Consider the following 23,637-nt stretch of genomic DNA (forward strand, 5'->3'; position numbering starts at 1 on the left):
GGGCCCGAAACCGACTGCTCCCTCATTCTGCTGGTGGCAAGCTCACGAGCCGCGTGCTTTGCATCTGAGCGATTCAGGTAGATTGGCTCCCAGCAATCGAGGGGCGCTGCGACGGGCGAACACCCGCCACGCTCGATGTGCGCACGACAGAACAAGGGCGCCTCCGGTCTTGGAGGCGTGAATGTTCGAACCCCAGATTCGTCCTGATGCAACAGATGTCTTGACGCGCCTGCTTAAGGAACGCGTGCTGATTCTCGACGGCGCCATGGGCACCATGATTCAGCGCTATACCTTCGACGAGGCTCACTATCGCGGCGAACGCTTTGCTGACTTTGCAGGAGATCTGCAGGGCAACAACGACCTATTGAGCCTTACACAGCCCGCCACCATCAGCGCCATTCATCGTGAGTACCTGGACGCTGGCGCGGATCTGATCGAGACCAATACCTTCAATGCCCAGCGGATCTCACTCGCGGATTACGCCTTGGAAGACCTCGCCTATGAGTTGAACTACGCGTCAGCTCGTCTGGCTCGAGCACAATGCGATGAAGTCACAGCACTTGATCCCTCACGACCTCGCTTTGTAGCGGGAGCGGTCGGACCCACAACGCGTACTGCGTCCATCTCCCCCGATGTCAATGATCCCGGCGCGCGCAACGTCAGCTACGAGCAGCTCGCAACGGCATATCTCGAACAGGTAAATGGGCTCGTCGATGGCGGTGCAGATCTGCTGCTCGTGGAGACCATCTTCGACACCCTCAATGCCAAGGCCGCGATCTTCGCTATTGAAACTCTGTTCGAGGAACGAGGGCGACGCTGGCCGGTCATGATCTCCGGCACGATCACTGATGCTTCCGGACGCACGCTCTCTGGTCAGGTCACCGAGGCATTCTGGAACTCCATGCGTCACGCCAAACCGCTGCTCATGGGGTTGAACTGCGCTCTTGGTGCTGACGAGATGCGCCCATATCTGGCGGAGATGTCCCGCATCGCTGACTGCTTCGTGTCCTGTTACCCCAACGCCGGCTTGCCCAATGCCTTTGGCGAGTACGACGAGGCCCCTGAGCAGACCGCAGCGATCGTGCGCGAGTTCGCTGAAAGTGGATTGCTCAACCTGCTCGGTGGTTGCTGCGGTACGACACCGGATCACATTGCGCGGATGGCGGAGTCCGTGGCAGGCATCACGCCGCGCATTCCTCCAGTGATCGAACCCGCCTGCCGGCTGTCTGGTCTTGAGCCGCTGACGATTGTTCCTGAGTCACTGTTTGTGAATATTGGTGAGCGCACCAACATCACGGGCTCCGCACGATTCCGCAATCTCATACGCGATGGCGATTACGGCACTGCGCTTTCAGTCGCGCGCCAGCAGGTCGAGAGCGGTGCTCAGATCATCGACATCAACATGGATGAAGGCATGATCGATGGCGTCGCAGCCATGGATCGCTTCGTCAAGCTCGTTGCTTCTGAGCCTGACATCAGCCGCGTACCGCTCATGATCGACTCGTCCAAATTCGAGGTGATCGAAGCTGGGCTGCGTTGTGTTCAAGGCAAGCCGATCGTCAACTCGATCTCCATGAAGGAGGGCGAGGAGAAGTTCCGCCGCGAAGCGATCTTGTGTCGCAAATACGGTGCGGCGGTTGTCGTGATGGCCTTTGACGAACAAGGGCAGGCCGACAACCTCGAGCGTCGCAAGGCGATCTGTCAACGGGCCTACGACATCCTCGTCAACGAGGTTGGCTTCCCCGCTGAAGACATCATCTTCGATCCGAATGTCTTCGCCGTTGCAACTGGCATCGAGGAGCATGCCAATTACGGAGTCGACTTCATCGAGGCAACTCGGTGGATCAAGCAGAACCTGCCCGGCGCCTTGGTATCTGGCGGCGTTTCGAATGTCTCGTTCTCATTCCGCGGCAACAACGCCGTGCGCGAGGCGATCCACAGTGTGTTCCTGTTTCATGCGATTGCTGCTGGCATGGACATGGGCATCGTCAATGCAGGTGCACTGGTTGTATACGACGAGATCGACGCCACTCTTCGCGAGCGCATTGAAGACGTCATCCTGAATCGTCGTGCCGATGCAACTGAGCGACTGCTTGAGATCGCGGCCGACTTCGCTGGAGATGGCATGAAGGTGGAAGGCGCCAACGAAGAATGGCGTGAACTTCCTGTCGATGAGCGCATCACCCACGCCCTGGTCAAGGGCATCGACGATTACGCCGAGACTGACACCGAGGAACTTCGCCTGCTCATCCAAGAGCGTGGCGGCAGGCCCATCGAGGTCATCGAGGGTCCATTGATGGCAGGCATGAATGTGGTCGGCGATCTCTTCGGCGCGGGCAAGATGTTCTTGCCGCAGGTCGTGAAGTCAGCACGCGTGATGAAGAAGGCCGTCGCCTACCTCATCCCCTTCATCGAGGCGGAGAAGCATCCAGATGACGCCGGCCGTAGCAACGGGCTGGTCATCATGGCCACGGTCAAGGGCGACGTGCCCGACATCGGAAAGAACAGCGTCGGTGTGGTGCTTCAGTGCAATAACTATGAGGTGATCGACCTGGGTGTCATGGTGCCGGCGCAGAAGATTCTGGACGCCGCCAAAGAGCACAAGGCGGACATCATTGGCCTGTCTGGTCTCATCACGCCTTCACTGGACGAGATGGTGAATTTCGCCACGGAGATGGAACGACAGGGCTTGGATATTCCATTGCTCATTGGTGGTGCCACCACTTCGCGCGCCCACACCGCTGTGAAGGTCGATCAGAAGTATCACGGTCCGGTCGTCTGGGTGAAGGACGCATCACGTTCTGTGCCCGTTGTCGCCGCGCTGCTGTCGGATGACCAACGCCCGGCATTGCTCGCTGATCTGCAGGTGGACTATGACTCGCTGCGTGAACGCTATGCAGCACGCGCCAATGCGAAGGTCATCCTGCCCATTGACAAGGCACGCGCCAACAAGACAGCGATTGAATGGTCTGGCTACCAACCGCCAAAGCCAGTCACACCAGGCGTGCAGGTGTTCGACGACTACTCCATTGCCGAGCTGCGTGAATACATCGATTGGCAGCCCTTCTTCAATGCCTGGGAGATGAAGGGCAAGTTCCCCGACATCCTCAATAACCCAGCTTCCGGCGAAGCAGCACGAAAGCTCTACGACGATGCGCAGGTGATGCTCGACCAGATCATCAACGAGAAGTGGCTGAAAGCCTCTGGCGTCATCGGCCTGTTTCCGGCCAACACGATCAACGATGACGACATTGAGGTGTATGCGGACGAGTCACGCACCGAGGTGCTCCAGACTCTGCGCGAAGTACGCCAGCAGAGCGAGCATCGCGAGGGAATCCCGCATCGCAGCCTCTCGGACTTTGTCGCGCCCAAGCATTCCGGGCTTGCGGACTACGTCGGTGCCTTTGCCGTCACCGCGGGGCTCGGCAGTGCTGCCAAGGTCATCGAATTCAAGGAAGCGCTCGACGACTACAGCGCGATTCTGTTGGAGTCATTGGCTGATCGCCTTGCAGAGGCTTTTGCTGAGCGGATGCACGAGCGTGTGCGCAAGGAGTTCTGGGGCTACCAGCCTGACGAGCAACTCGACAGCGAGGAACTCATCAAGGAGAAGTACGTCGGCATTCGGCCTGCACCGGGTTACCCGGCCAACCCCGAGCACACCGAGAAGCAGACGATCTGGCAGTTGCTTGATGTCCAGGCCAACACTGGAATCGAACTGACCGAGAGCATGGCCATGTGGCCAGGCGCGGCTGTCAGCGGTCTGTACTTCTCACATCCTCAGTCGCAGTACTTCGTGGTTGGACAGATCGGTCGCGATCAGGTCACCGACTATGCCGCGCGCAAGGGGTGGACCGTCGCGGAGGCTGAGCGCTGGCTGTCGCCGAACCTCGGATACCGAACCGACGACGAGTAGTGCCTGCGGCATCACGCGAGATTCAGCTGCCAGGCTTGGGCATTCCCTGTGAACATCAGGAATGTTGTAGTCCGCATGCTGGGAATCTGCTCGTGGCTCTAGTTCAGGTTTCTTGCCAGAATCGGAATTTCGGCCAAGGACCGCAGCATGTCATTCAGATGGGTGCAGCCCAGAACGCCAGGCAGAGTCCTGATAACAGTGGACCTGAAGTCAGAAACTTCTGTGCCTACCATCCTTGAAATATTGAGCACAGCGGCCGGGCAGGTGTCGAACGGCAGCACTCGTGGTTCTGCACTGACTGAGGTCAGCACCCCGTCCATATCAACGGAGGCGCGCAAGGTGTATTCATGAACGGCGAATCGAACACCGTCGGGATTGATGCCACTGTCCTGGAAGAAGGTATCGACTTGGATCTGTCCATCTTCCAACCACACGTCTATTCGCCGGGCTCTGCGCATCGAAGGACCACGATCATCGGCGGCATGCTCATGCCAGCCCAGTGGATCCGATGTGTCGCGAAGTGGTGGGACCGGCCGGGTCTGCTGGGTGGCCATGATTCCTTCATCGGGTGAGTGATGACTGGATCCAGCTGCGTGGCCGATGCAGATGTCTTCCATCATGTTCAAGGTGCCCTTGAAGACCGGGCGATCTTCGGGCGCAATCCATTCATATCTGATCTGGCCCGAGATCAGTGCGGCGGATGGAACGTCATCCATCAACAGATACAGGGCCGTGCCCTGCTCCTTGTCGTCCGGAATCAACTGACCCATTTTCGTTCGAGATCCGGCTGCTCCGCGCGCTCCGATGAGTTCCTGCAGAGCTGGGCGATCCGGAATCGATGCCAGCGCCACATAGAAGCGTTCGGGCGAGATGTAGGCGGTCACGGTCGCAAGGTCAATGACCCAGGTCTCGCCCACTGAGGTGGTCATCAAATCGCGACAGGTGCCTTCGCAGTGCACGTCGTGATCCAGACCCTTTGGCCAATTCATGTCGACTGTGCTTGTGCGTCGCACAGATCCAAGGCGACGAGGCGGAGTCGGCTGAGATGGGCCAAGGACATCGGCAGTGAGGACACGAGATCCGAAGGGCCACTCAAAAGGCATATAGGAGGATAGGCATGTTCGATTTCTGGCCGTGTAGTTTTCAATGTATTCACCGGGTGAACAACAGGTAGCGTGACCGGCATGAGCTATGGACCTTCAGCGCCGCACATGGTTCAGCCTCGTATCGACTTGCGTTCTGACACCGTCACGCATCCGACTCAAGCCATGCTCGATGCAATGGCAACCGCCCCCCTGGGTGACGATGTGTACGGCGAGGATCCCACTGTCAATGCACTCGAGGCACGCGCCAGTGAGCTGACAGGCAAGCAGGCAGCACTCTTTGTTGCGTCAGGGACTATGGGCAATCTCGTGAGCGTGATGGCGCATGTGCCACGCGGTGGAGAAATGATCGCGCCTTCTGAATCCCACGTGCTTCGCGATGAGGCTGCCAACTATGCAGTCGTCGCCAGTGCTGGCATTCGTCCCATCATTGAGAACTCAACCGGTGAAATGCCCTTGGAGTCGGTGATCTCGTCTATCAATGATCCGGACGATCTCCACGGTGCGCCGACAAGTCTGGTCGTGGTGGAGAACTGTCATGCCCACAGCATGAGTCGTCCCATCTCACCTGGATACATTCGAGCACTTCGACTGACTCTTCCCGATGGCCTGCCGATTCACGTTGATGGAGCTCGAATCTTCAATGCCTCAATTGCCTTGAGCATTCCTGTTGATGAACTGCTGCAGGAAGCTGATTCAGCAATGTTCTGTCTCAGTAAGGGCCTGTCGACGCCTGCCGGCAGCATGGTGGTGGGCTCTGAGGCGTTCATCGCGCGAGCTCGGCGAGCGCGCAAGTTGCTGGGCGGCGGCATGCGGCAGGCAGGAGTGCTTGCCGCGGCCGGTCTCGTCGCGCTCGGCGATGATGAATTCGGGACGATCAAGCGCCTGGCCGATGACCACATGTGCGCCCGGCTACTGGCTGAGGGGCTTTCCGAGCAATCGGGCGTTCTCAGCCCCGGGGGTTGCGCGCAAGCAGAAGGCATCGCGCTTGACCCCAGTCGAGTGATGACGAATTTCGTGCTGTTCAAGGTTGCCGGTGGCCATGCGCGACGCACTGCGTACTTGCAACACCTGCGAGATCAAGGCATCGCGCTCATGGCTTATGACCATGGACAGATACGAGCGGTCACGCATCGCGGTATCGACGAGCAACAGATCCGTGAGGTCATTGCCGCAAGTGCAGACGCCATGACAGCCACGGAGTAGTCACTCGTCCGAATCGTCCATGTCTGTCCATTTCTTGAGGACTTCCATCCCTGCAAACACGCCGAAACACGTGTAACGCAACGTCATCTTGGACTTCGCCGGGTATACGTTCAAAGGCGTTCAGCACCCTCTGAACACCAGCGAACCTCAGGGTTCTCATCGAGGAGTCAGCATGAGTTACGGTCAACCAAGCAGTATTCCTGTCGGTGCTCGGTACTTTGCAGCACTTCTGCTGTTAATTGCAGGGCTGGCGCAGTTCTTCCAAGGTCTTACCGCTGTCGTGCACGACAACTACTACGCAGTCGTGAACAACTACGTCTTCTCCTTCAACATTGCCACCTGGGGTTGGATCCACCTCATTCTTGGCGTCCTGCTCATTCTCTCTGGCGGCTTCGTGCTGGCAGGACAGACGTGGGCGCGGTTGCTGGGTGCGGTTCTGGCTGCGCTCAGCGCAGTATCGCTATTTGCCTGGCTTCCCTACAACCCAGTTGGCACCACCATCCTGATTGCGCTCGATGTCTTCGTCATCTGGGCACTGCTGGCGCACAGTCACCAAAAAACCACATAGTGCGGTCCTTGCACATGACCTGGGCCTGCAAGGCTTAGGTCATGTGCGGGCGCATCATCCTTTCGCAGAGCCAGTCTGAGATCTCCAGTTTTCTGAAGGCGACCCTGTTCCCTGAGCGCCTGCTGGAGCCCGACTACAACCTGACTCCTTCCAAGGATCTCTACATCGTTGTGGACAAGCGCGACGACGAAGGCGCAGTTGAGCGCTCCTTGGAAATCGCGCGTTGGGGCTTGATCCCCTGGTGGGCGAAGGATCCGTCGATCAGCAACAAACTGACCAATGCCCGATCTGAGACGGTGCATGAGAAGCCTTCGTTCCGCGATGCCTACGCCCGTCGTCGCTGCCTCGTGCCGGTCAACGGCTACTACGAGTGGTACGTCTCCTCGCAACTCAACGCAGCCGGCAAGCCGAAGAAACAGCCGTTCTGCATGGAGCATCCAGATGGCGACATCCTGACCATCGCCGGCCTGTATGAGTGGTGGCGTCCGACCCGAACTGACCCTTGGCAGCTGACGTGCACGCTGCTGACTCGCGCTGCTGCGCCGAATCTGGAGCAGATCCACGACCGGATGCCGGTGATCGTTCCCCCGGCCCGCTGGGATTGGTGGCTGGACAACTCCCATCAGGTAGACGTCAACGAGCTGCCACCCGCAGTCGTCGAGCCGCACCCGGTCTCCCCCGCGGTGAATTCATCGAGATCTGAAGGGCCATCGCTGCGCGAGCCCATTGATTTCGACTTCGACTGACGCACTTGCCAACCCCGGGTTGACGACTGTCAGTACTCGGGACTACCTTGCGCTGTGTTCGAACATGTGTTCGATAATTCTGGACTGGCTTCGCGAGTGAGTCCAGGGCTTGCGGTCTCACCGGGCTCGATTCGACCCCGGGCCCGGTGAGGCTCACAGTCCAAGGCGTGGGTCGTGGGTTGAAAACGGGTCGAAGCAGCACGGGTCGAACAATCAGGGTCGAGAGCAGGGTCGAATTCCACCCCATCGACCCGGGAGACCCATGGCACTGCAGTGGCCCCATCTTCGAGTGGCCTCGAGCTACTCAATGCGGTACGGCACAGCAACCCCGCATCGCATTATTGAGCGAGCAGCTGCCGATGGTCACCGGATCATCGCCCTGACCGATCGCGATGGCATCTCTGGTGCAGTGCAGTGGGTGCGCGCCTGCATGAGTGCCGGCATTGCTCCAGTCGTCGGTGTCGATCTCGCTGTGATCCCCACAGTTGTCGACGCCTCTGTTACCCACGTTCCGCGCGGCAGCACCCGGCAGAGGGCCTACGCAGTTGAAGAACTCCCGCGCGTGGTGTTTCTAGCCCTTGGCTCCATTGCCGGTTGGGCCAGCTTGTGTCAGTTGATCTCAGCTGCCCACGCCAATGTCCAGAAGTACAGCACTCCAGTGCTCGAAGCCGCCGATGTGCTGGCTCATCACTCAGGTGTGGTGACCCTGCTTGGCCCTGACTCCGAACTCGGCAGCCATCTGCTGCATGGTCGCTTGCGCGCCGCTGAGCAGACCCTGCTGCACTGGCGTTCGATCACCGGGTCAGGGCTTGCCATTGCCATCGGCAATCACCGCCGCCCGCGTGGACAGGCGTGGTCGGCCTTGCATGCGGCCCGGATGTGGGAGTGGGGGCGCGCGCATGGGGCTCGGGTGATCTTTACGTCCAATGCGCGGTATCTGGATGCTCACGATGCCCGCACTGCCGACATCTTGGACGCCACCCGACGCATGACACGGGTCAAGAGTCTGCGGCTGCTGATGAACAACGGGCAGGCCACTTTGGACTCCCCTGCCGATCTTGACATCCGAGTGCAGGAGGTCGCGCAGCTCGTTGGCATCGCTCCAGCACTCATGCACCGCGATACCTGGTTGTTGATGGAGGCGTGCGCATTGGACCCCGCTCGTGACATCGGGCTTGGTTCAGTCTTTGTTCCGGAGTTCGATGTCATCACTGGCGCGTCTGCAAGCGACGACGTTGCGGCCGCGCAGTCCTTGCTCACTGCGCGCTGCCAGCAGAGCATCCCCTCGCGATATCCCTCGACTGCTGATCACAGTCGCGCTCGCCTTCGTCTCGACGAAGAATTGCAAGCCATCCAGACCCTTGGCTTTGCTGGCTATTTCCTGACCGTGGCTGAAGTGGTGGACCTGATTCGAGAACGCGGAGTACGAGTGGCGGCTCGCGGCTCTGGCGCGGGCAGCCTGGTCACCTATCTCCTTGGCATCAATGACGTTGATCCACTGGCCCATAACCTTGTCTTCGAACGCTTCCTTTCCACCCTGCGCACTGAGCTTCCCGATATCGACATCGATGTTGAGTCAGCGCGACGCCTTGAGGTCTACGACCTGATCTACGAACGCTTCGGCGCCTCCCGGGTGGCCTGCGTTTCGATGATGGAGACCTACAAGGTGCGGCAAGCGATCCGCGATGTAGGTGCGGCGCTGGGCATGGACGCGTCTGACATCGATAACTTCGCAAAGTCCTTTCCACATATTCGCGCGCGTAATGCGCGCTCAGCTCTTGCTGATCTGCCTGAGTTGCAAAGCAGTCAACTCGGAGTGTTAGTGGCTCAAGGCAGACTCGATGGCTTCCTTGATCGAGTTGAAGCACTCGATGGTCTGCCTCGCCTGATGGCACTGCATCCATGCGGAGTGCTGCTCTCTGACACCAGCCTGCTCGAACGCACGCCAATTCAATCCAGCGCAGCGGGCTACCCCATGAGCCAGTTCGACAAGGATGACGTCGAACACATGGGCTTGCTCAAACTCGATGTCCTGGGCGTGCGCATGCAATCCTCAATCGCCTTTGCCCTTGATGAGATCGCTCGCACTCAAGAAGTCGCTGTCGACCTGAGCACTGTGCCCCTTGATGACCCAGCAACCTTTGCGCTCATCCAGTCAACGCGCACCCTTGGCTGCTTCCAGATCGAATCCCCCGGGCAACGAGAACTGATCGGCAAGTTCGCCCCGGAAACCTTCAACGATCTGATCATCGACATCTCGCTGTTTCGTCCAGGACCAGTCAAGAGCGACATGATCACGCCCTTCTTGAAGTCTCGTCATGGCTGGGATCTGCCGCATTTCATTCACCCTGACCTCCAACCCATCCTGCAGGAGACTGAGGGCGTGGTGATCTTCCACGAACAGGTGATGCGCATCGTAGAAGTCATGACGGGTTGCTCACTGGCCGAGGCAGATGAGATCCGCCGCGCAATGAGCACGACCGAGGCCATTGATGCCACGCGTGTGTGGTTCTACCCAAAAGCACTGCAGCGCGGCTACAGCCTTGCCACAGTAGAGGAGATCTGGGAGGTCCTGAAATCCTTTGCCTCCTTTGGATTCTGCAAGGCACATGCCGCTGCGTTCGCATTGCCGACCTATCAATCCGCCTGGTTGAAGACCCACTACCCAGCCGCGTTCTACGCCGGGATTCTCACGCACGATCCCGGGATGTACCCCAAGCGCCTACTGCTGGCTGATGCCCGAAATTTCGGCATCCAGATCCTGGGACTCCACATCAACATCTCCAGTGACAGCTACCAGGTCGAACGCACCCCGCAGGGTGAAGGTGTGCGCATGCCCTTCACCGAGGTCAAGGGCATCAGTGAGGACGAGGTCGCGCGGCTGATCCATGGTCAGCCGTACTCCGGCTTGTCAGATGCCTGGCAGCGCGGCGGCATCAGCCGACCGATCCTTGAACACCTCGTACTGCTGGGTGCTTTCGATGCGCTGTACGGCATCAACATCAATCACCTCACTCGCCCTTCCACTCAAGTCAGCAGACGCGATCTCCTGGTGCACATCGAGCAGATGGCCCGACATCCCGTGCACGTGAGCTCTGGGCAACTCTGCTTGGACACTGCAGGGGATATCAGCGATGTCCCCGTTTCTGGCTGGCCAGAGATCACCCCCAACTGGGCAGTTCGCACCGAGCTGGAACTGCTCGGACTGGATGTCACCAAGCATGTGATGGACAGCTACCGAGCCCTGCTCACTGAACTGGGAGTCACGCCAGCAGCTGATCTGCTCACCTGCCACTCCGAGCAAGAGGTGCTCATTGCTGGCGTGAAGGTCGCTACCCAGACTCCCGCTGTTCGAGGAGGCAAGCGAGTGGTCTTCTTGACCCTTGACGACGGCACTGGCCCCTCTGATGCAACCTTCTTCTCCGACGCTCAAACCCCTTACGCCAACACGGTTTTCCAGTCCTGGATGCTCGTAGTGCGCGGACATGTGCGTCGCACTGGAGCCCGTGGTGTCTCTATTCGCGCAACTGGAGCCTGGGAACTTGGCGCCCTTGACCGTCAGTGGCGTACCGGAGGCATCGATCAGATTCGCGAACGTCTGATGCATGAGAGGGCAGTTCCGGTGGAACAGCGCAGTGGCCGGCCCCATGTATTTCCCACGGGCTACCAGCTCTCGCCATACGCCGATGTCCAGCCCGCCGGCCCGACCGGAAAGCTGTATCACTCAAGCCAGGGCAGCAGTGGTCGGTGACCAACAGTCACTCCATGACAGATTCGATTCTCAATGTCGTCTGTGTCAACATTGGCTCCCTGTCCTCCCGATAGCGCTTCTCCCACAGAGAGTCGACCATGCCGACCTCAACCGACATCAACGCTCCTGCAGAGCTCAGCTCACGAGAGCTCGCTGAGTTCCGCTGGGACGTCGCCAAACGCGAAACCCCATGGATTGCTGGCGCCGGAGCCGCCGTGACCTTTGTGCTGGGCATGCTGAACGCGCTCATCGGCGTCACTCCTTCGTTCAAGGAGAACTCGCCAGTACTCATCGCCTCAGTCATCGTCGCAGCCGTATCGCTCGTCATCGGTCGCGATTGGGTACCCGCGCGCAGCGTTCCTTGGATTACGGCCGCAACTTCGGTCATCCTCGTCTGCTCCCTGCAACTGCAAGAGGGGCTGTATCTGCCGCCGACAGGCTTGGTCTATGCACTCATCGTGATGGGTGCATTCGCGCCTCTGATCTTGGACTACCGGGCTGCTCTCATCGCAGGCATCCCCATGTTGATCGGTTGCGCCTGGGTCGCATCACGCATCACTCCCCCGGCATTTGTCGACTGGTTCATGGTTTCACTTGCCGCGTTCTTCATCGGAATCGTCCTGCTGTGGCTACGCATGCGTGGCATTGACGCGCTTGCCAATGCACTGGCGCATGAGAAGAACCTGGCAAAGATTGACCCGTTGTCGGGCATGCTCAACAGGCGAGGCCTGGAATCACTCACTCCACAGCTGATGAAGCTCGCGGAGTCCCAACAGCAGCCGGTCTTCGCGCTTTTCGTTGATATCGACGGAATGAAAGACGTCAATGACCTACACGGCCACGACTTCGGCGATCAAGTCATCATTGCCACCGCCAATGCGATTGCGGCGGCGGTACGGCCAGACGATCTCATCGCCCGGTGGGGCGGCGATGAATTCGTGATTCTCGGCATCGGCGATCCCTGGCCGCCCGAAGCACTCAATCAGCGCATTGACGCAATCCTCATGCAAGGTGACATCAACGCTCAGAAGTGGCCCGGTGCAGTCACAGTAGGCGGCGCGATTACTGCCCCCACGGTGAGCACCTTCGAAGAGTTGATGCGGCAGGCCGATCGGGACATGTACGCGCGACGCGCACAACACCGATCACACGATGCTTCTTAACTTGCCTCAACGCGGATGGTGTTCGCGGTTTCCAGTAGGAGATCTTCAGGCAGATCGGCCCAACCCACGTGCAGCCGCATCTCCAGGTGCTTGAAGCCATACATCAAGAACTCTGCCGCTGAGCTCACTGGCAATTGATCGGGCATCGTGGCATCAGGAGTGCCCAGCGGCGACGCCTCGTACATCACTGCCTCAAATGCCGTCACCGGAACGGAGAGACCCTGGCTGTAGAGGTCCATTAATGCTGACCTCGTAGTTTTTGCTGGAACCGCCATCGCCGTTACGGACTGCTTGCCGAAATCATTGAAGTCCACATCGACCGCGAGCACCCACCACAACAACGGATCAATGCCCAGCAGAAGCTCAACTCGCGCCAGATCGACGTTATCGCCTGTGATGCTGCCCAACCACTCAGGCTTGTGGTGCGTGGCAGCGGTCTCACGCTCGTGTGAATTCATCGCGCTATCGACCCCTTGACGGTGTGTCGTTGCCGAATGACAGTGCTGCGGCGGGCGCAGTCATGTGCTCAGCAAAGTCCATGTGCAACGTCAAGGCAATTTGCGCTACTCCAAGAGCAGTGTTCAAGGCCGAACCCCAGTCATCTAAATGGAAGTTTCGCTCCAGAACCTAGGCTAACAGAGGTCTTGACCCGACACCTTGTGCCGTTAGCCTTCGACGATGACCGTAACAGCGCAGGCACCTGTATCGCGGAGAGCCGACGCTCATCTAAGGCGAGATGCCGAGTTGAATCGTCGCAAGATTCTTGATGCCGCGCGCGAAGTGTTCGCCGAGCGTGGAGTGGAAGCTCCCCTTGATGAAGTTGCTCGCCATGCCGAGGTCGGCATTGCCACCCTGTATCGCCGATTTCCCACCCGTGATGACCTGATCGTGGCGGCCTTCCAGGAGAAGATGGAAGCCTGGGCCGATGCGGTAGAGCATGCGCTCACTGAACCTGACCCCTGCGTGGCCTTTCCTACCTACATTCGATTGATCTGTGACATGCAGGCGGCTGATCGTGGTTTCACCGATGTCTTGACCATGCGCTTTCCGATGGCCCCCGATATTGAGGCAGCGCGCGATCGCGGAACCGCTGGGTTCATGGAACTGATGCAGCGCACCCAGGCCGCCGGCGGACTGCGATCAGATTTCGCGGCCGAGGATTTCATCTTTCTCCTGATGGCCAATGCCGGCGTGATCAATGCCGCCGGTACAGCAGCCCCCGCGGCCCGCCGGCGACTCATCAGCTATCTGCTTCAGGCATTCGGCGCCGAAGACATCGGTACCTTGCCACCTTCACCGGGACAAGACGCCACCTTGGAAGCCATGCAGCGCATGCCGCATGCCAAGCGCGCTGAGCACTGAGGGCTCCATTTGTTCAATCAGTGATTCAGGAAGATCTTCAGCGTCACCATTGCCAGACCAAGAAATCCCGCCAGCAGAGTTGAGATGACCAGTCGCATGCCGCGAATTCCGGCGTCCCTGCTCATCCGATACCCGAAGGTGAGCAGAAGAGCGATATTGATCGCGAGCGCGATGTTCTCGCCTAACTCAGCACTCAGTCCCAGCAGCGCCGCCACAAGCAGGGCTAGAAGTGGCGCAAAGGTCACAGTGATCAGCGGCAAGCCGTCCTTGGCTATCGCGGCGAACTGCGCTCGAGTGAGTTCGCGGTGCTGGGCTTGACGAGCAGCCATGACGTGAACGTAGGTCTCAGCAATCCAGTAGATGGCCAAGGTGCCGATCACTGTAAGAGCAACAACGACCAGTCGAGCATCAGGACTTGCAGTGGCTAGAACTGCGCACGCAATGATGAGTCCGTAGAGCGCCGACGCACTCTGCCGGCCGGTATTGGGCCGCACTACTTCTACTTCTGGCTCGCTCACGCGCGCATTGTGTCAGCAGCGCGATGGTGCACGGCTACTGAGCCGGAGCGCCACCGTGAGTGCCAGTTGTGATTGTCAGGTGCTCCCAGCTCTGCTCGGCTGCAGCACCGTGCACGTGATACTCCCCAGCCGGACAGATCACCACATCGCCCTGATTCACCACGACACGTTCACCGTCCAGTTCAACAAATCCCTGCCCAGAAACACCGACAATGACTTGTCCCTTGTGATGGCTGTGTGCAGGTGTCTGAGCGCCGGCTGCGACTTTCACAACACCAACATCCAATTCATCGTTGGTGGTGGGGCCTTGAACCCACGTCAGGTCAAGACCTGGGGCGCCAGATGCATGCACACCTTCGGCGCTCAAGAGCTCTGCGGACCGAATGTGCCGCACTACAAAGGCCAGGGGTAGGGCACGCCCTCGGCCGCCTGATAGACAACGCCGCGCTCAATCAATCCATCGATTTCCGACTCCGACCAGCCGAACCTGCTGAGGATCGCCCGACTGTGCTGGCCGAGCATGGGTGGCGGACCGAAATCGCCAGTTGGCGTGTCAGAGAAGTCCATGAGCCGGCCGAACTGGGTCATGTGCCCCAGCATTGGGTGGTCATAGGACGCCACCAGGCCCAAGCGCTCATTGTCGCCGTCATGCAGGACCGCATCCCCATTGCGCGTGTCGACGGCTATCTCGGCAGGCACTCCCTGCGCGTCGAACAACTGTGCCCAGACCAGTGCAGTGCGGGTGTCGAAGGCGGCCTCGAAATGTGGCTCGATCTCAGCGCGGGCAGCTGCCCGCGCGGCAAAGCTCGCAAAGCGCGGATCCGAGCCGAATTCGGGCTTGCCCAGCAGGGCGCAAAGGCTTGCCCACTCCTGCGCGGTGGTCGCCGCGACCTGGATCCAGCCCTCCTGCGTCTTGTAGAGGCGGTAGCAGGGCGAGAGGCCGGTGAGCTCCTTGTCCAGACTTGGACGCGTCGGCGCTGCGGAGCCGTCGGCCAGCAGCGCTAGCTCCGACATGAACATGGCCCCGCCATTCAGCAGCGAGGTCCACACATCCTGTCCCTTGCCCGTCTTCTTGCGGTGATAGAGCGCACTGAGCACGCCCACCACTGATGCGAAGGCATTGGCGGTGTCGCACATGCCGAAGCGGATGTACATCGGCGGGTTGCCGTGCTGGGTGCCACCGGCTTCATACTCCAAGCCGATAACCGCCTGATACAGCGGATCGATCCCACCGCTGATCGACATCGGCCCCTCGTAGCCGTAGGCATAGGTATTGCAGTACACGATCTCCGGATTGCGCGCGGTCACCTGGTCATAGTCGACCCCGAGCCGGGTCGCAGTTCCCTTGGTCATGTTGTGGTGCAGAACATCGGCCTTCTCAGCGAGTCGAAGCACGATCTCCGCGGCCTCGGGCTGCTTGAGATCCAAGGCGAGATCCAGCTTTCCGCGCTGGCAGCCGATGAAGGGTGCTCCGTAGCGCATCGAGTCACCTCGAGTGGGCTCAACCTTGATCACGGTCGCGCCAAGGTCAGAGAGGATCATCGGCGCATAGGGGCCGGCCAGGAACTGGCCGAGGTCAAGAACGAGGACGCCATCAAGTGGTCCGGGCATGTGTGTGTCTCCTGATCAGATCACGCCGTCGGCTGTGAGCCGATCCAGCGTGGAGTCGTCGTAACCGAGTTCCGAGAGGATCTTGCGTGAGTGCTCGCCTACCCCAGGACGACCGCCTTGGACAGCACCGGGGGTTTCTGAGAGCACGGCGGGAATGCCGTACTGCTCCATCTGGCCGAACTCGGGGTCTGCCACCGAGACCACCATGTTGTTGGCACGCGTCTGCGGATAGGCGAAACCCTCGACGGCTGTGAGGATCGGATCGGCCCCGACACCGGCCTCGAAGAACTCCTCGCACAGTTGTGCGCGATCCCGCGTGATGAAGGCCTCCCGCAGGACCTGCTGATGCTCTGCTCGGTACGCCAGATCGGTCATGAAGCGCGCCTGATCGACTGGCGCCACGCCAAGGATCTCCTCCATCGTGCGAGTGGCGACGCGACCGACATTCACGTTGGCATGCATCCATTCACCGTTGGCGCACTCATAGATCGAAACCTGGTGCACTCCGGGTGGGTAGGTCTTAGCCATCACAAGCGAATCGGGGGCGTTCAGGTGCTCCACGTCCTGCCACAGCATCGTGGTGTACGCCAAAACCCCCTGGTAGAGCGAGGTGCTCACCTGCTGGCCCTTGCCGCTGTCCTCACGTGCCGTGAGCGCGGCCAGGATGGCGCTGGCAAGCAGGAAGCAGGCGCCCATGCTCGGGATCTGCATGTGCAGATGCGCCGGTCCTGGCCGCCAGGCTGGCTGCTCGTATTGAGCTCCCGAGCGCGCCTGAACGAGGGCATCCCATCCGGGGCGCGCGGCGTATCGGTGGCCTTCGGGGTAGGCCGGGACTGATGCGTAGATGAGTCGGGGGCAGCGGGCAGAAAGCTCGTCGTAGGACAGGCCAAGTGCTGCCATCGTGCCAGGGGAGAACGCCTCGACCAGGACATCAGCCGTATCGCACAGCTTCAGGAAGGCTTCTTTGCCTTCAGCCTGCTTGAGGTCAAGGACAACTGAGCGGCGGCTGCGATGCCACACCGGCGAACCTGGGGCGTCACGGAATGGGTCGCCGCCGGGCGGCTCCACCTTGATGACATCTGCACCCAGGTCGGCCAGCAGCATGACTCCCAAGGGCCCTGCCACTCCCCAACTCAGATCCAGAATTCGGATTCCGTCCAACGCTCCAGGCATGCCGTACCCCTCACATGACGCTCTCGGTGCCGCGAGTATGCCGGCATGGGAAGGCTTTCGGATGGGTTTGAGCAGAAGACCTCAGGCCCGACTCTGGGACAATCGGGGACCGAGATAATCAGGGATTCAGGAAAATTTCTTCGAAAAGACACCCTGATGTGGCGAGCATGGGGGTCGATAGGGGAGACTATGTTCCTAGGTACAGACATATCAGCACCAAGGTCCTGAGTTGTCCGCCTGATTTTGGCTCCGGCTTCAATTGGCGGGCTTCGCAACATCTGGGCAATTGCACAGAAGTAAGGACGAAGGCGTGAACGTGCTGGCCACGTGTTGGACGACCGTCCGCCACGCTTTTCGTTAAGGAGAATGTGCATTATGGCTCAAGGAACCGTGAAGTGGTTCAACGCTGAAAAGGGCTTCGGCTTCATCGAGCAGGCTGATGGTGGCCCCGATGTTTTCGTCCACTACTCAGCAATCGATTCTGACGGCTACCGCTCGTTGGATGAGAACCAGACCGTGGAGTTCGAGATCACGCAGGGACCAAAGGGTCCTCAGGCCGACAAGGTCCGCGTCGTCTAATTCAGACTTCCTCAATTGCGAAAGGCCCGACAGCGATGTCGGGCCTTTCGTTGTTTCTGGGGGTCTAGTCAGCTCATCGCGAGAAGTCGGTAAATCTGAGATTTCCGCCGTACTGCAGTAGGACAGCCACCAGCGAAGTCCAACCAGTCTGGTGACTGGCGCCCAGCCCATGGCCATCGTCGCCATCGAAGTATTCGTAGAACGGCACGAGATCGCGCCAGTAAGGGTCCTGCTGGAAGTAGTCGTTGTCGCCCAACACTGCCCGCCGGCCAAGGTCATCACGAACGAAGATTGATGAGAGCCGGTTGGCGAGAATGTCGCCAACTTCGGCAAGGGTGACCTCTTGTCCGGAGCCGTCAGGATCGGGCACCGTGAAGGTGTCACCCAGGAAACGTGCGTAGGCGTTCAAGGACTGGAGCAGGAAGAAATTCATCGGGAACCAGATCGGACCTCGCCAGTTGGAATTGCCGCCAAACATCCGAGTTGAGGATTCGGCCGGCATATACGCGACTTCATAGGCATGGCCGTTTGCGTGATAGGTGTACGGATTGGCTTGGTGCGCCTTCGACAATGAACGAACGCCGTAGGGCGAGAAGAACTGATCGGGATCTACCAAGCGGTCCAAGATCGCGGCAAGTCGTTCTTCATGTACCAGTGCGATCAACACGTGCGTGCCGTCTCCGCCCATCGCCCGCAGGCTGACTGCTGGTCCCCCGTAGGCCTCCTTGAGGACTTCCATCCGCTCGGCGATCTCCCGCAACTCACCTTCAGCAGTCAGTGGAATCGAAATTGACGCGAACAGCGGCACCATCGACTGCATCGAGAAGACTTCAAGCGATTGAGCAGAGCCATCGGGAAACTCGATCACGTCGTGATAGAAGTTCGTGCGCTCATTCCAGAAGCTGATGTTCCCAGCCCCCTTTTCGATGGCACTGGCAATCAACCAGCCATCCCAGACCCATCTGCCGAACATCCGGTCATAGCCCGTGTCGATGCGAGCCAACTCCACGGTGATCTCCAGCATCTGCAGGACGAGCGTTGCCATCCACGATGTGCCGTCGATCTGAGCCAGATTGCCGCCGGTCGGTAATGGCTGATCACGATCAAAGACACCAATGTTGTCCATGCCCAGGAAGCCGCCGCCGAATACGCCCCGGTTCTTGTCATCCTTCTGGTTCAGCCACCACATCACGTCCAAGGTGATGGAGCGATAGGCAGCCTTGAGGAAGTCCGCATCGCCATGGCCCTTGGCCTGTCTGTCCAATTGATAGACCTGCCAGGTGGCCCACGCATGCACCGGTGGATTGGTGTCGCCGAACTCCCATTCGTAGGCGGGAATCTGTCCGTGAGGGTGCTGGCAGTAGGAACTCAACAGCAGGAGCACCTGCTCCTTGGCCAGGTCTGGATCGATCATCGCAAGGCTCACGCAGTGGAAGGCAAGATCCCAGGCGGCATACCAGGGGTACTCCCACGCGTCCGGCATCAAGATGACGTCCTTGTTGATCAGATGCTGCCAGTCGGCGTTGCGGCCCTCCCAACGTTCAGCGGGCGGGGTTGGCTGCGTTGGATCTCCTTCAAGCCATCGACGCACGGCATAGTGGTAGAACTGCTTGCACCACAGCAAGCCCGCCAGCGCCTGTCGTTGCACGAGTCGCTCGTCAGTGCTGAGATCGGGGCTTGCCAGCTCTGAATAGAACGCGTCAGCCTCGGCTCGCCTCGCGGCGAACACCTGATCTGCATCATCAAAGGGCAGCTGCAGATCTGCAGTGGCAAAGTGCACGGTGACGGTCAGCGACTCCCCCGCCGCGATGACCTCTTTGATGTGCAGTCCGAGTTTTGATCCGGAGTCGCTGTTGGTGGCATTGAGCTTGCCGTTCACGACTCGATCGTTGATTCCATCCTTGACGTGTGCGCTGGAGTTCTTGGAGCCAAACAAGAGGTGGGCGTTGGTCTGGTTGTTGCAGAAGAGGAACTCTGGGGTTGAACCTGCATCGCTTTGCACGAAGATCCACCGCTCACCGGTGACCTCGTGGCGTGTGAATGCAACCCCTGGTCGCTCCAGGCTGATCGTGGGCGCAACCGCGTCAACTTCCCAATCCCAGGTGTTGCGGTACCAGATCTGCGGAATGACGTGGATCGGCGCTGCCTGCGAGCCACGGTTGGTCACGGTGATGCGGCAGAAGACATCCTCGGGGGTGGACTTGGCATATTCGACTGCCACATCGAAATAGCGATTGGCAAGCCAGTCATCCTTCAGCGCATCGAAGAGCTCGTACTCGCCTTCGGCCTGGCTGCGCCGCGCATTGACCTGGAGAAGATCCTCGTAGGGGAAGGCCACCTGTGGGTACTTGTAGACCATCGAGGCATAGGCATGGGTTGGCAGATTGTCGGTGTAGAACCAGTAGTCCTTGACATCCTCGCCGTGATTGCCCTGCTCATTTGCCAATCCAAAGGGGCGTTCCTTCAAGATGGCGTCCCGCTCATTCCAGAGCGCGAGGCCAAGGCAGATGGTCTGGTCGCGATCGCACCAACCAGCCAGACCGTCCTCATTCCAGCGATAGGCCCGACTTCGAGCCTGCTCGAATGGGAAGTAGCCCCACGCATCGCCGTCGGCGCTGTAGTCCTCACGGACCGTGCCCCACGCCCGCTCGCTGAGGTAGGTCCCCCAGCGTCGCCAATCAGCAGCGCCTGACCGGGCTTCCGCCAGACGATCGCTTTCAGCAGATGACATTGGATTCCTCTCAGATCACCACCCGCACCGTAGCTGGCGATCAACCGCACCATGGCCAATCTTCAGCGGCGAACGGGGTGGCATATTTCGCTCATCCACAATCTGCCTCCGAAGGCATGCCAATCAAGGCATGCTTTCAGATGTGCGTACTCGATTTGCCCCCACACCCAGTGGCTACCTGCACGCGGGAAATCTGGTCAACGCACTTGTGACTTCATGGTTAGCGCGCCAGCACGGTGGTCAACTGGCTCTGCGAATCGACGATGATGATCGAGAGCGATACCGCCCTGAGTACGCCGACTACATATTCACTGCGCTTGAGGCCTTGAAGATCGATTGGCAGATTGGGCCATCGGGTCCTGATGAGTATCTCCAGTGCGATCTGCGCATCCGACACCGATACTTGCGCAATCAGCTGGCGCTCGTGCCAGATGACATGACCTACGCGTGCGAGTGCACTCGCACCTTGCTTGTTGAGAGACCTTGCCCGTGTCGCGATCTGGACTTGACCTTTGTCGAAGGTGAGACCGTGCTTCGGGTAGTTGTCTCTGAGGATTGCGTAGTCCAAGTCAATGGCCTACCGGTCCATGTGAAATCACAACTCGGCGACTTCGTACTCTGGCGGCGCGATGCCATTCCTGCCTATCACTGGGCCAACGTGATTGACGACCGTGACTTAGGGACGACCCATGTGGTGCGCGGTGCTGATCTCACTTCAGCAAGCGCAGCACATATCTACTTGGCACGACTCATCGGTGCTGAAAATGTCGAACACGCGCAATACCTGCATCACGCTCTGGTGAAAGGCGTCGACGGCCGAAAGTTGTCGAAATCCAAATCCGCGGAGTCCTTGCCACCAGCTCTCGATGCCCGGACGATCAAGAGGATTCAGGCACTTGCGGAGGCAGTTGCCGAACCACTGGCCATTACGCCTTCTTGAAATTCAGGGTGACCGTACTGGTCGAGGTCACGGCACCACCAGGAGCAATCAGCGTCCACTTCACCGCAGTGGTACCGGCTTGACTTGGCTTGACCGTGACAACTGAAGTTCCGCCTGACCCAGGCATCGCAGGAGCATCACCGACGTACACCAACTTGGAGACTTTGGACTTGGCAGTGTTCTTGGGCACGGCAATCTCGTAGCGGTAGCCGGTCGTGACATTGGATGGAATCTCAAAGCGAACAGTGCGCAGCGTCTTGAGCGACACAGTTGAGTCCTGATTCGTCTTCAACGAGGAGATCACCAATGGAGCAGGCGAGGCTCCAGCTGCAGGCACGGCCAGCCCAACAGAAACAACAGCGAGCGCTGCGCCAAGTATTCGAAGCTTTCCTGACATCTCTACCTCCAATGGTGTGTTCACAGTATGAACGACTTCAATGAAGTTCGATCAAGTCGACATCGGACTCTGTGCAAAATCGTTGCCAAGGGTTACCGTGAATACAACGAGCAGGAGGTGCAATCCATGAACGCTCATGAGCAACCGTTTACGAGAGCAAATGAGGTCATGCAGGCCACGCAGACCGAACCTGGCGGCGATAGCGCTGATCAAGCGGATCGACTCGCCATGATCATGGAAGCTGAAGCGATTCAGGCCGCACTGCAAGGCGAAACCGGTGAAGGCTCACTTGACGGCTACAGCTATCCCCTTGAGGACACTGAAGAAGTGCTCAGCATGGAAGAAGCAGAAGACGGCAGCAACGATCCACGACACACAGGCGAAGCCACGAGATGGCAGACAGCAGAAGAGTCAGCCATTCACGTCATCGGTACAAAAGTTGAGCGGCCGGTTCTGACTCCAGAAGATGAAACCTTGCTCGGAATCGATCCATACGACGATTGAAAAATCGCCGGTCAATCCTTCTTGGAATCAACTCCGCGCAATTTGCGAATGCCGCCGCGCACCGCACCACCGAGGAACATGCCCAGCACGAACATGATGGTCAGCACCAGCCATAGCGGCATGCTGATATCCCATGACAAGAAGTTGAGCGTCGCGTCTTCTGTATTCTGAGCGATCACGATGACCGCCACCACCAGCACCACGATGCCAATGGCAATGCGCAGATTGAATTTCCTGCCTGTGCTTTCAGGACTCATCAGTTCTCCTTATGGAAGTAGTCCGCAATGGGCCAGCGCCATGCGTACAAGACGGTCTTGACCACCGCTCATCTGCGACTGAAAAGCCATTGACACGGCCTCGGTCGGAGTTACCCAAATCAGGTCAAGTGCATCGAGTGAAGGCGTGGGATCGCCATTGATGGGAACGATGAATGCCAGCGACACCGCATGCTGCCGAGGATCATGGAAACCGGTGATCGCCGGGTCTGGAAAATACTCCACAACGGTGAAGGGCTGCGGAGAGGTCGGCACACTTGGCAGCGCCATCGAGCCCAGATCCTTCTCCAAGTGCCGCATGAGCGCATCACGAATGCGTTCGCCGTACAGCACTCGCCCTGAGACAATCGCCCGACTGATGCTGCCGTCAGGCAGGACACGCAGGAGCAGGCCCACCTCGGTCACCTGACCAAGGGAATCGACACGAACGGGCACGGCATCGATGTAGACCATCGGCAGCCGATCTCTCACTGACTGCAGTTCCGCCTCATCAAGCCAGGCAGACTGCGTATCGAGCATGTCGCTCACGGTGCTCCTCTCCAACGCCAATCATGCCGCTGTAGATGACGAATCCCGTCATTGTCGGTACGTTGCGGCTATGGGAATTCAGCCAAGTCATGCCGAGCCCACCCGTCCCGACGGCAAGCCATTCGCCGTGGCGAAAACCGATGAAGAGTGGGCTGAGCAGCTGTCTCGCGCGGAGTACTACGTCCTGCGGCAGGCAGGTACTGAAGCGCCCTTCCTTGGTGAGTACACCGATACCAAGACAGAGGGCGTCTATACCTGCAAGGCCTGCAACGCTGAGCTCTTTCGCAGCACCACGAAGTTCGACTCGCACTGTGGCTGGCCAAGCTTCTATGCACCCTTGGCAGAAGACCGCGTGCTGTACATCGAGGACTTGAGTCTGGGTGGCAAGCGAACCGAAGTTCGATGTGCCTCCTGTGGCAGTCACTTGGGCCACGTCTTTGAAGGAGAGGGCTATGGCACTCCCACCGATTTGCGCTACTGCATCAATTCCATCGCCCTGCGGCTTGAGTAATTCAGCATCCGGCGCGTCTAACGCCGACCGCGGCGGCATCCGCGAATAGCCTGAAGAC

General features: G+C 59.2%; 21 protein-coding genes. 11 read left to right on the forward strand and 10 right to left on the reverse strand.

The features are described from left to right. Positions 1-181: 181 nt before the first annotated feature. On the forward strand, positions 182-3,913 hold the full coding sequence (gene metH, locus Q8M73_09255; protein MDP2288732.1) for a methionine synthase: 3,732 nt from the start codon (positions 182-184) through the stop codon (positions 3,911-3,913). A 98-nt stretch (positions 3,914-4,011) separates the two neighbouring features. On the opposite strand, the gene Q8M73_09260 is transcribed toward metH, so the two are convergent. Beyond that, on the reverse strand, positions 4,012-5,016 hold the full coding sequence (locus tag Q8M73_09260; GenBank protein ID MDP2288733.1) for a DUF2889 domain-containing protein: 1,005 nt from the start codon (positions 5,014-5,016) through the stop codon (positions 4,012-4,014). An 81-nt stretch (positions 5,017-5,097) separates the two neighbouring features. Here Q8M73_09260 and Q8M73_09265 point away from each other — a divergent pair, with 81 nt between their 5' ends. The 5 genes from Q8M73_09265 to Q8M73_09285 all read left to right on the forward strand — a co-directional run bounded on the left by Q8M73_09265 (position 5,098) and on the right by Q8M73_09285 (position 12,450). Then, positions 5,098-6,222 carry a GntG family PLP-dependent aldolase gene (locus tag Q8M73_09265; protein MDP2288734.1) on the forward strand — a complete coding sequence of 375 codons (1,125 nt, stop codon included), beginning with the start codon at positions 5,098-5,100 and terminating at the stop codon, positions 6,220-6,222. A gap of 172 nt (positions 6,223-6,394) precedes the next feature. Next, positions 6,395-6,790: a hypothetical protein gene (locus tag Q8M73_09270; GenBank protein MDP2288735.1), complete on the forward strand. Its 396-nt coding sequence runs from the start codon at positions 6,395-6,397 to the stop codon at positions 6,788-6,790. A 41-nt stretch (positions 6,791-6,831) separates the two neighbouring features. Continuing rightward, complete coding sequence (locus Q8M73_09275) at positions 6,832-7,536, forward strand: SOS response-associated peptidase (GenBank protein MDP2288736.1); 705 nt, start codon at positions 6,832-6,834, stop codon at positions 7,534-7,536. 262 nt (positions 7,537-7,798) lie between these two features. Further along, positions 7,799-11,287: a DNA polymerase III subunit alpha gene (gene dnaE, locus Q8M73_09280; protein ID MDP2288737.1), complete on the forward strand. Its 3,489-nt coding sequence runs from the start codon at positions 7,799-7,801 to the stop codon at positions 11,285-11,287. Between the two features lie 98 nt (positions 11,288-11,385). Further along, positions 11,386-12,450, forward strand: a complete 1,065-nt coding sequence (locus Q8M73_09285) for a diguanylate cyclase (protein MDP2288738.1) — start codon at positions 11,386-11,388, stop codon at positions 12,448-12,450. Here the strand turns inward: Q8M73_09285 and Q8M73_09290 are convergent. Beyond that, complete coding sequence (locus tag Q8M73_09290; protein MDP2288739.1) at positions 12,447-12,908, reverse strand: hypothetical protein; 462 nt, start codon at positions 12,906-12,908, stop codon at positions 12,447-12,449. The two genes, Q8M73_09285 and Q8M73_09290, sit on opposite strands and share 4 nt — an antisense overlap. 220 nt (positions 12,909-13,128) lie before the next feature. Here Q8M73_09290 and Q8M73_09295 point away from each other — a divergent pair, with 220 nt between their 5' ends. After that, a complete protein-coding gene (locus tag Q8M73_09295) occupies positions 13,129-13,812 on the forward strand; it encodes a helix-turn-helix domain-containing protein (protein MDP2288740.1) in 684 nt (227 codons plus the stop codon). 17 nt (positions 13,813-13,829) lie between these two features. On the opposite strand, the gene Q8M73_09300 is transcribed toward Q8M73_09295, so the two are convergent. Genes Q8M73_09300 through Q8M73_09315 form a run of 4 tightly spaced genes read right to left on the reverse strand, consistent with a single transcriptional unit; the run spans position 13,830 to position 17,114 of the window. After that, a complete protein-coding gene (locus Q8M73_09300; GenBank protein MDP2288741.1) occupies positions 13,830-14,330 on the reverse strand; it encodes a hypothetical protein in 501 nt (166 codons plus the stop codon). A gap of 34 nt (positions 14,331-14,364) precedes the next feature. After that, positions 14,365-14,697, reverse strand: coding sequence for a cupin domain-containing protein (locus tag Q8M73_09305; GenBank protein ID MDP2288742.1), 333 nt, complete (start codon positions 14,695-14,697; stop codon positions 14,365-14,367). Positions 14,698-14,723: 26 nt separating this feature from the next. Beyond that, positions 14,724-15,941 carry a CoA transferase gene (locus tag Q8M73_09310; protein MDP2288743.1) on the reverse strand — a complete coding sequence of 406 codons (1,218 nt, stop codon included), beginning with the start codon at positions 15,939-15,941 and terminating at the stop codon, positions 14,724-14,726. A 15-nt stretch (positions 15,942-15,956) separates the two neighbouring features. Continuing rightward, a complete protein-coding gene (locus Q8M73_09315) occupies positions 15,957-17,114 on the reverse strand; it encodes a CoA transferase (GenBank protein MDP2288744.1) in 1,158 nt (385 codons plus the stop codon). Between the two features lie 375 nt (positions 17,115-17,489). Here Q8M73_09315 and Q8M73_09320 point away from each other — a divergent pair, with 375 nt between their 5' ends. Beyond that, complete coding sequence (locus tag Q8M73_09320) at positions 17,490-17,693, forward strand: cold-shock protein (protein ID MDP2288745.1); 204 nt, start codon at positions 17,490-17,492, stop codon at positions 17,691-17,693. Positions 17,694-17,766: 73 nt separating this feature from the next. Here the strand turns inward: Q8M73_09320 and Q8M73_09325 are convergent, their stop codons facing one another. Next, positions 17,767-20,424 carry a glucosidase gene (locus Q8M73_09325; protein MDP2288746.1) on the reverse strand — a complete coding sequence of 886 codons (2,658 nt, stop codon included), beginning with the start codon at positions 20,422-20,424 and terminating at the stop codon, positions 17,767-17,769. A gap of 142 nt (positions 20,425-20,566) precedes the next feature. On the opposite strand from Q8M73_09325, the gene Q8M73_09330 reads away from it, so the two are divergent. After that, the gene (locus tag Q8M73_09330; GenBank protein ID MDP2288747.1) at positions 20,567-21,364 is read left to right on the forward strand and encodes a glutamate--tRNA ligase family protein; all 798 of its coding nucleotides are present in this window, start codon (positions 20,567-20,569) and stop codon (positions 21,362-21,364) included. On the opposite strand, the gene Q8M73_09335 is transcribed toward Q8M73_09330, so the two are convergent. After that, the gene (locus tag Q8M73_09335; protein ID MDP2288748.1) at positions 21,351-21,761 is read right to left on the reverse strand and encodes a protease inhibitor I42 family protein; all 411 of its coding nucleotides are present in this window, start codon (positions 21,759-21,761) and stop codon (positions 21,351-21,353) included. The two genes, Q8M73_09330 and Q8M73_09335, sit on opposite strands and share 14 nt — an antisense overlap. Before the next feature lie 126 nt (positions 21,762-21,887). On the opposite strand from Q8M73_09335, the gene Q8M73_09340 reads away from it, so the two are divergent. Continuing rightward, positions 21,888-22,265, forward strand: a complete 378-nt coding sequence (locus tag Q8M73_09340; GenBank protein ID MDP2288749.1) for a hypothetical protein — start codon at positions 21,888-21,890, stop codon at positions 22,263-22,265. Positions 22,266-22,276: 11 nt separating this feature from the next. On the opposite strand, the gene Q8M73_09345 is transcribed toward Q8M73_09340, so the two are convergent. Together Q8M73_09345 and Q8M73_09350 are read right to left on the reverse strand one after the other, a co-directional pair. Continuing rightward, the gene (locus Q8M73_09345) at positions 22,277-22,522 is read right to left on the reverse strand and encodes a LapA family protein (protein MDP2288750.1); all 246 of its coding nucleotides are present in this window, start codon (positions 22,520-22,522) and stop codon (positions 22,277-22,279) included. A gap of 9 nt (positions 22,523-22,531) precedes the next feature. Further along, positions 22,532-23,059 (reverse strand): DUF4916 domain-containing protein, encoded by a 528-nt coding sequence (locus Q8M73_09350; GenBank protein MDP2288751.1) that lies wholly within the window; start codon positions 23,057-23,059, stop codon positions 22,532-22,534. Between the two features lie 79 nt (positions 23,060-23,138). Here Q8M73_09350 and msrB point away from each other — a divergent pair, with 79 nt between their 5' ends. After that, entirely contained in the window at positions 23,139-23,579 is a 441-nt protein-coding gene (gene msrB, locus Q8M73_09355; GenBank protein MDP2288752.1) for a peptide-methionine (R)-S-oxide reductase MsrB, read from the forward strand. The last annotated feature ends 58 nt before the right edge of the window (positions 23,580-23,637 follow it).

Source organism: Actinomycetota bacterium (assembly GCA_030684515.1).
Classification (GTDB): Bacteria; Actinomycetota; Actinomycetes; order S36-B12; family S36-B12; genus UBA11398.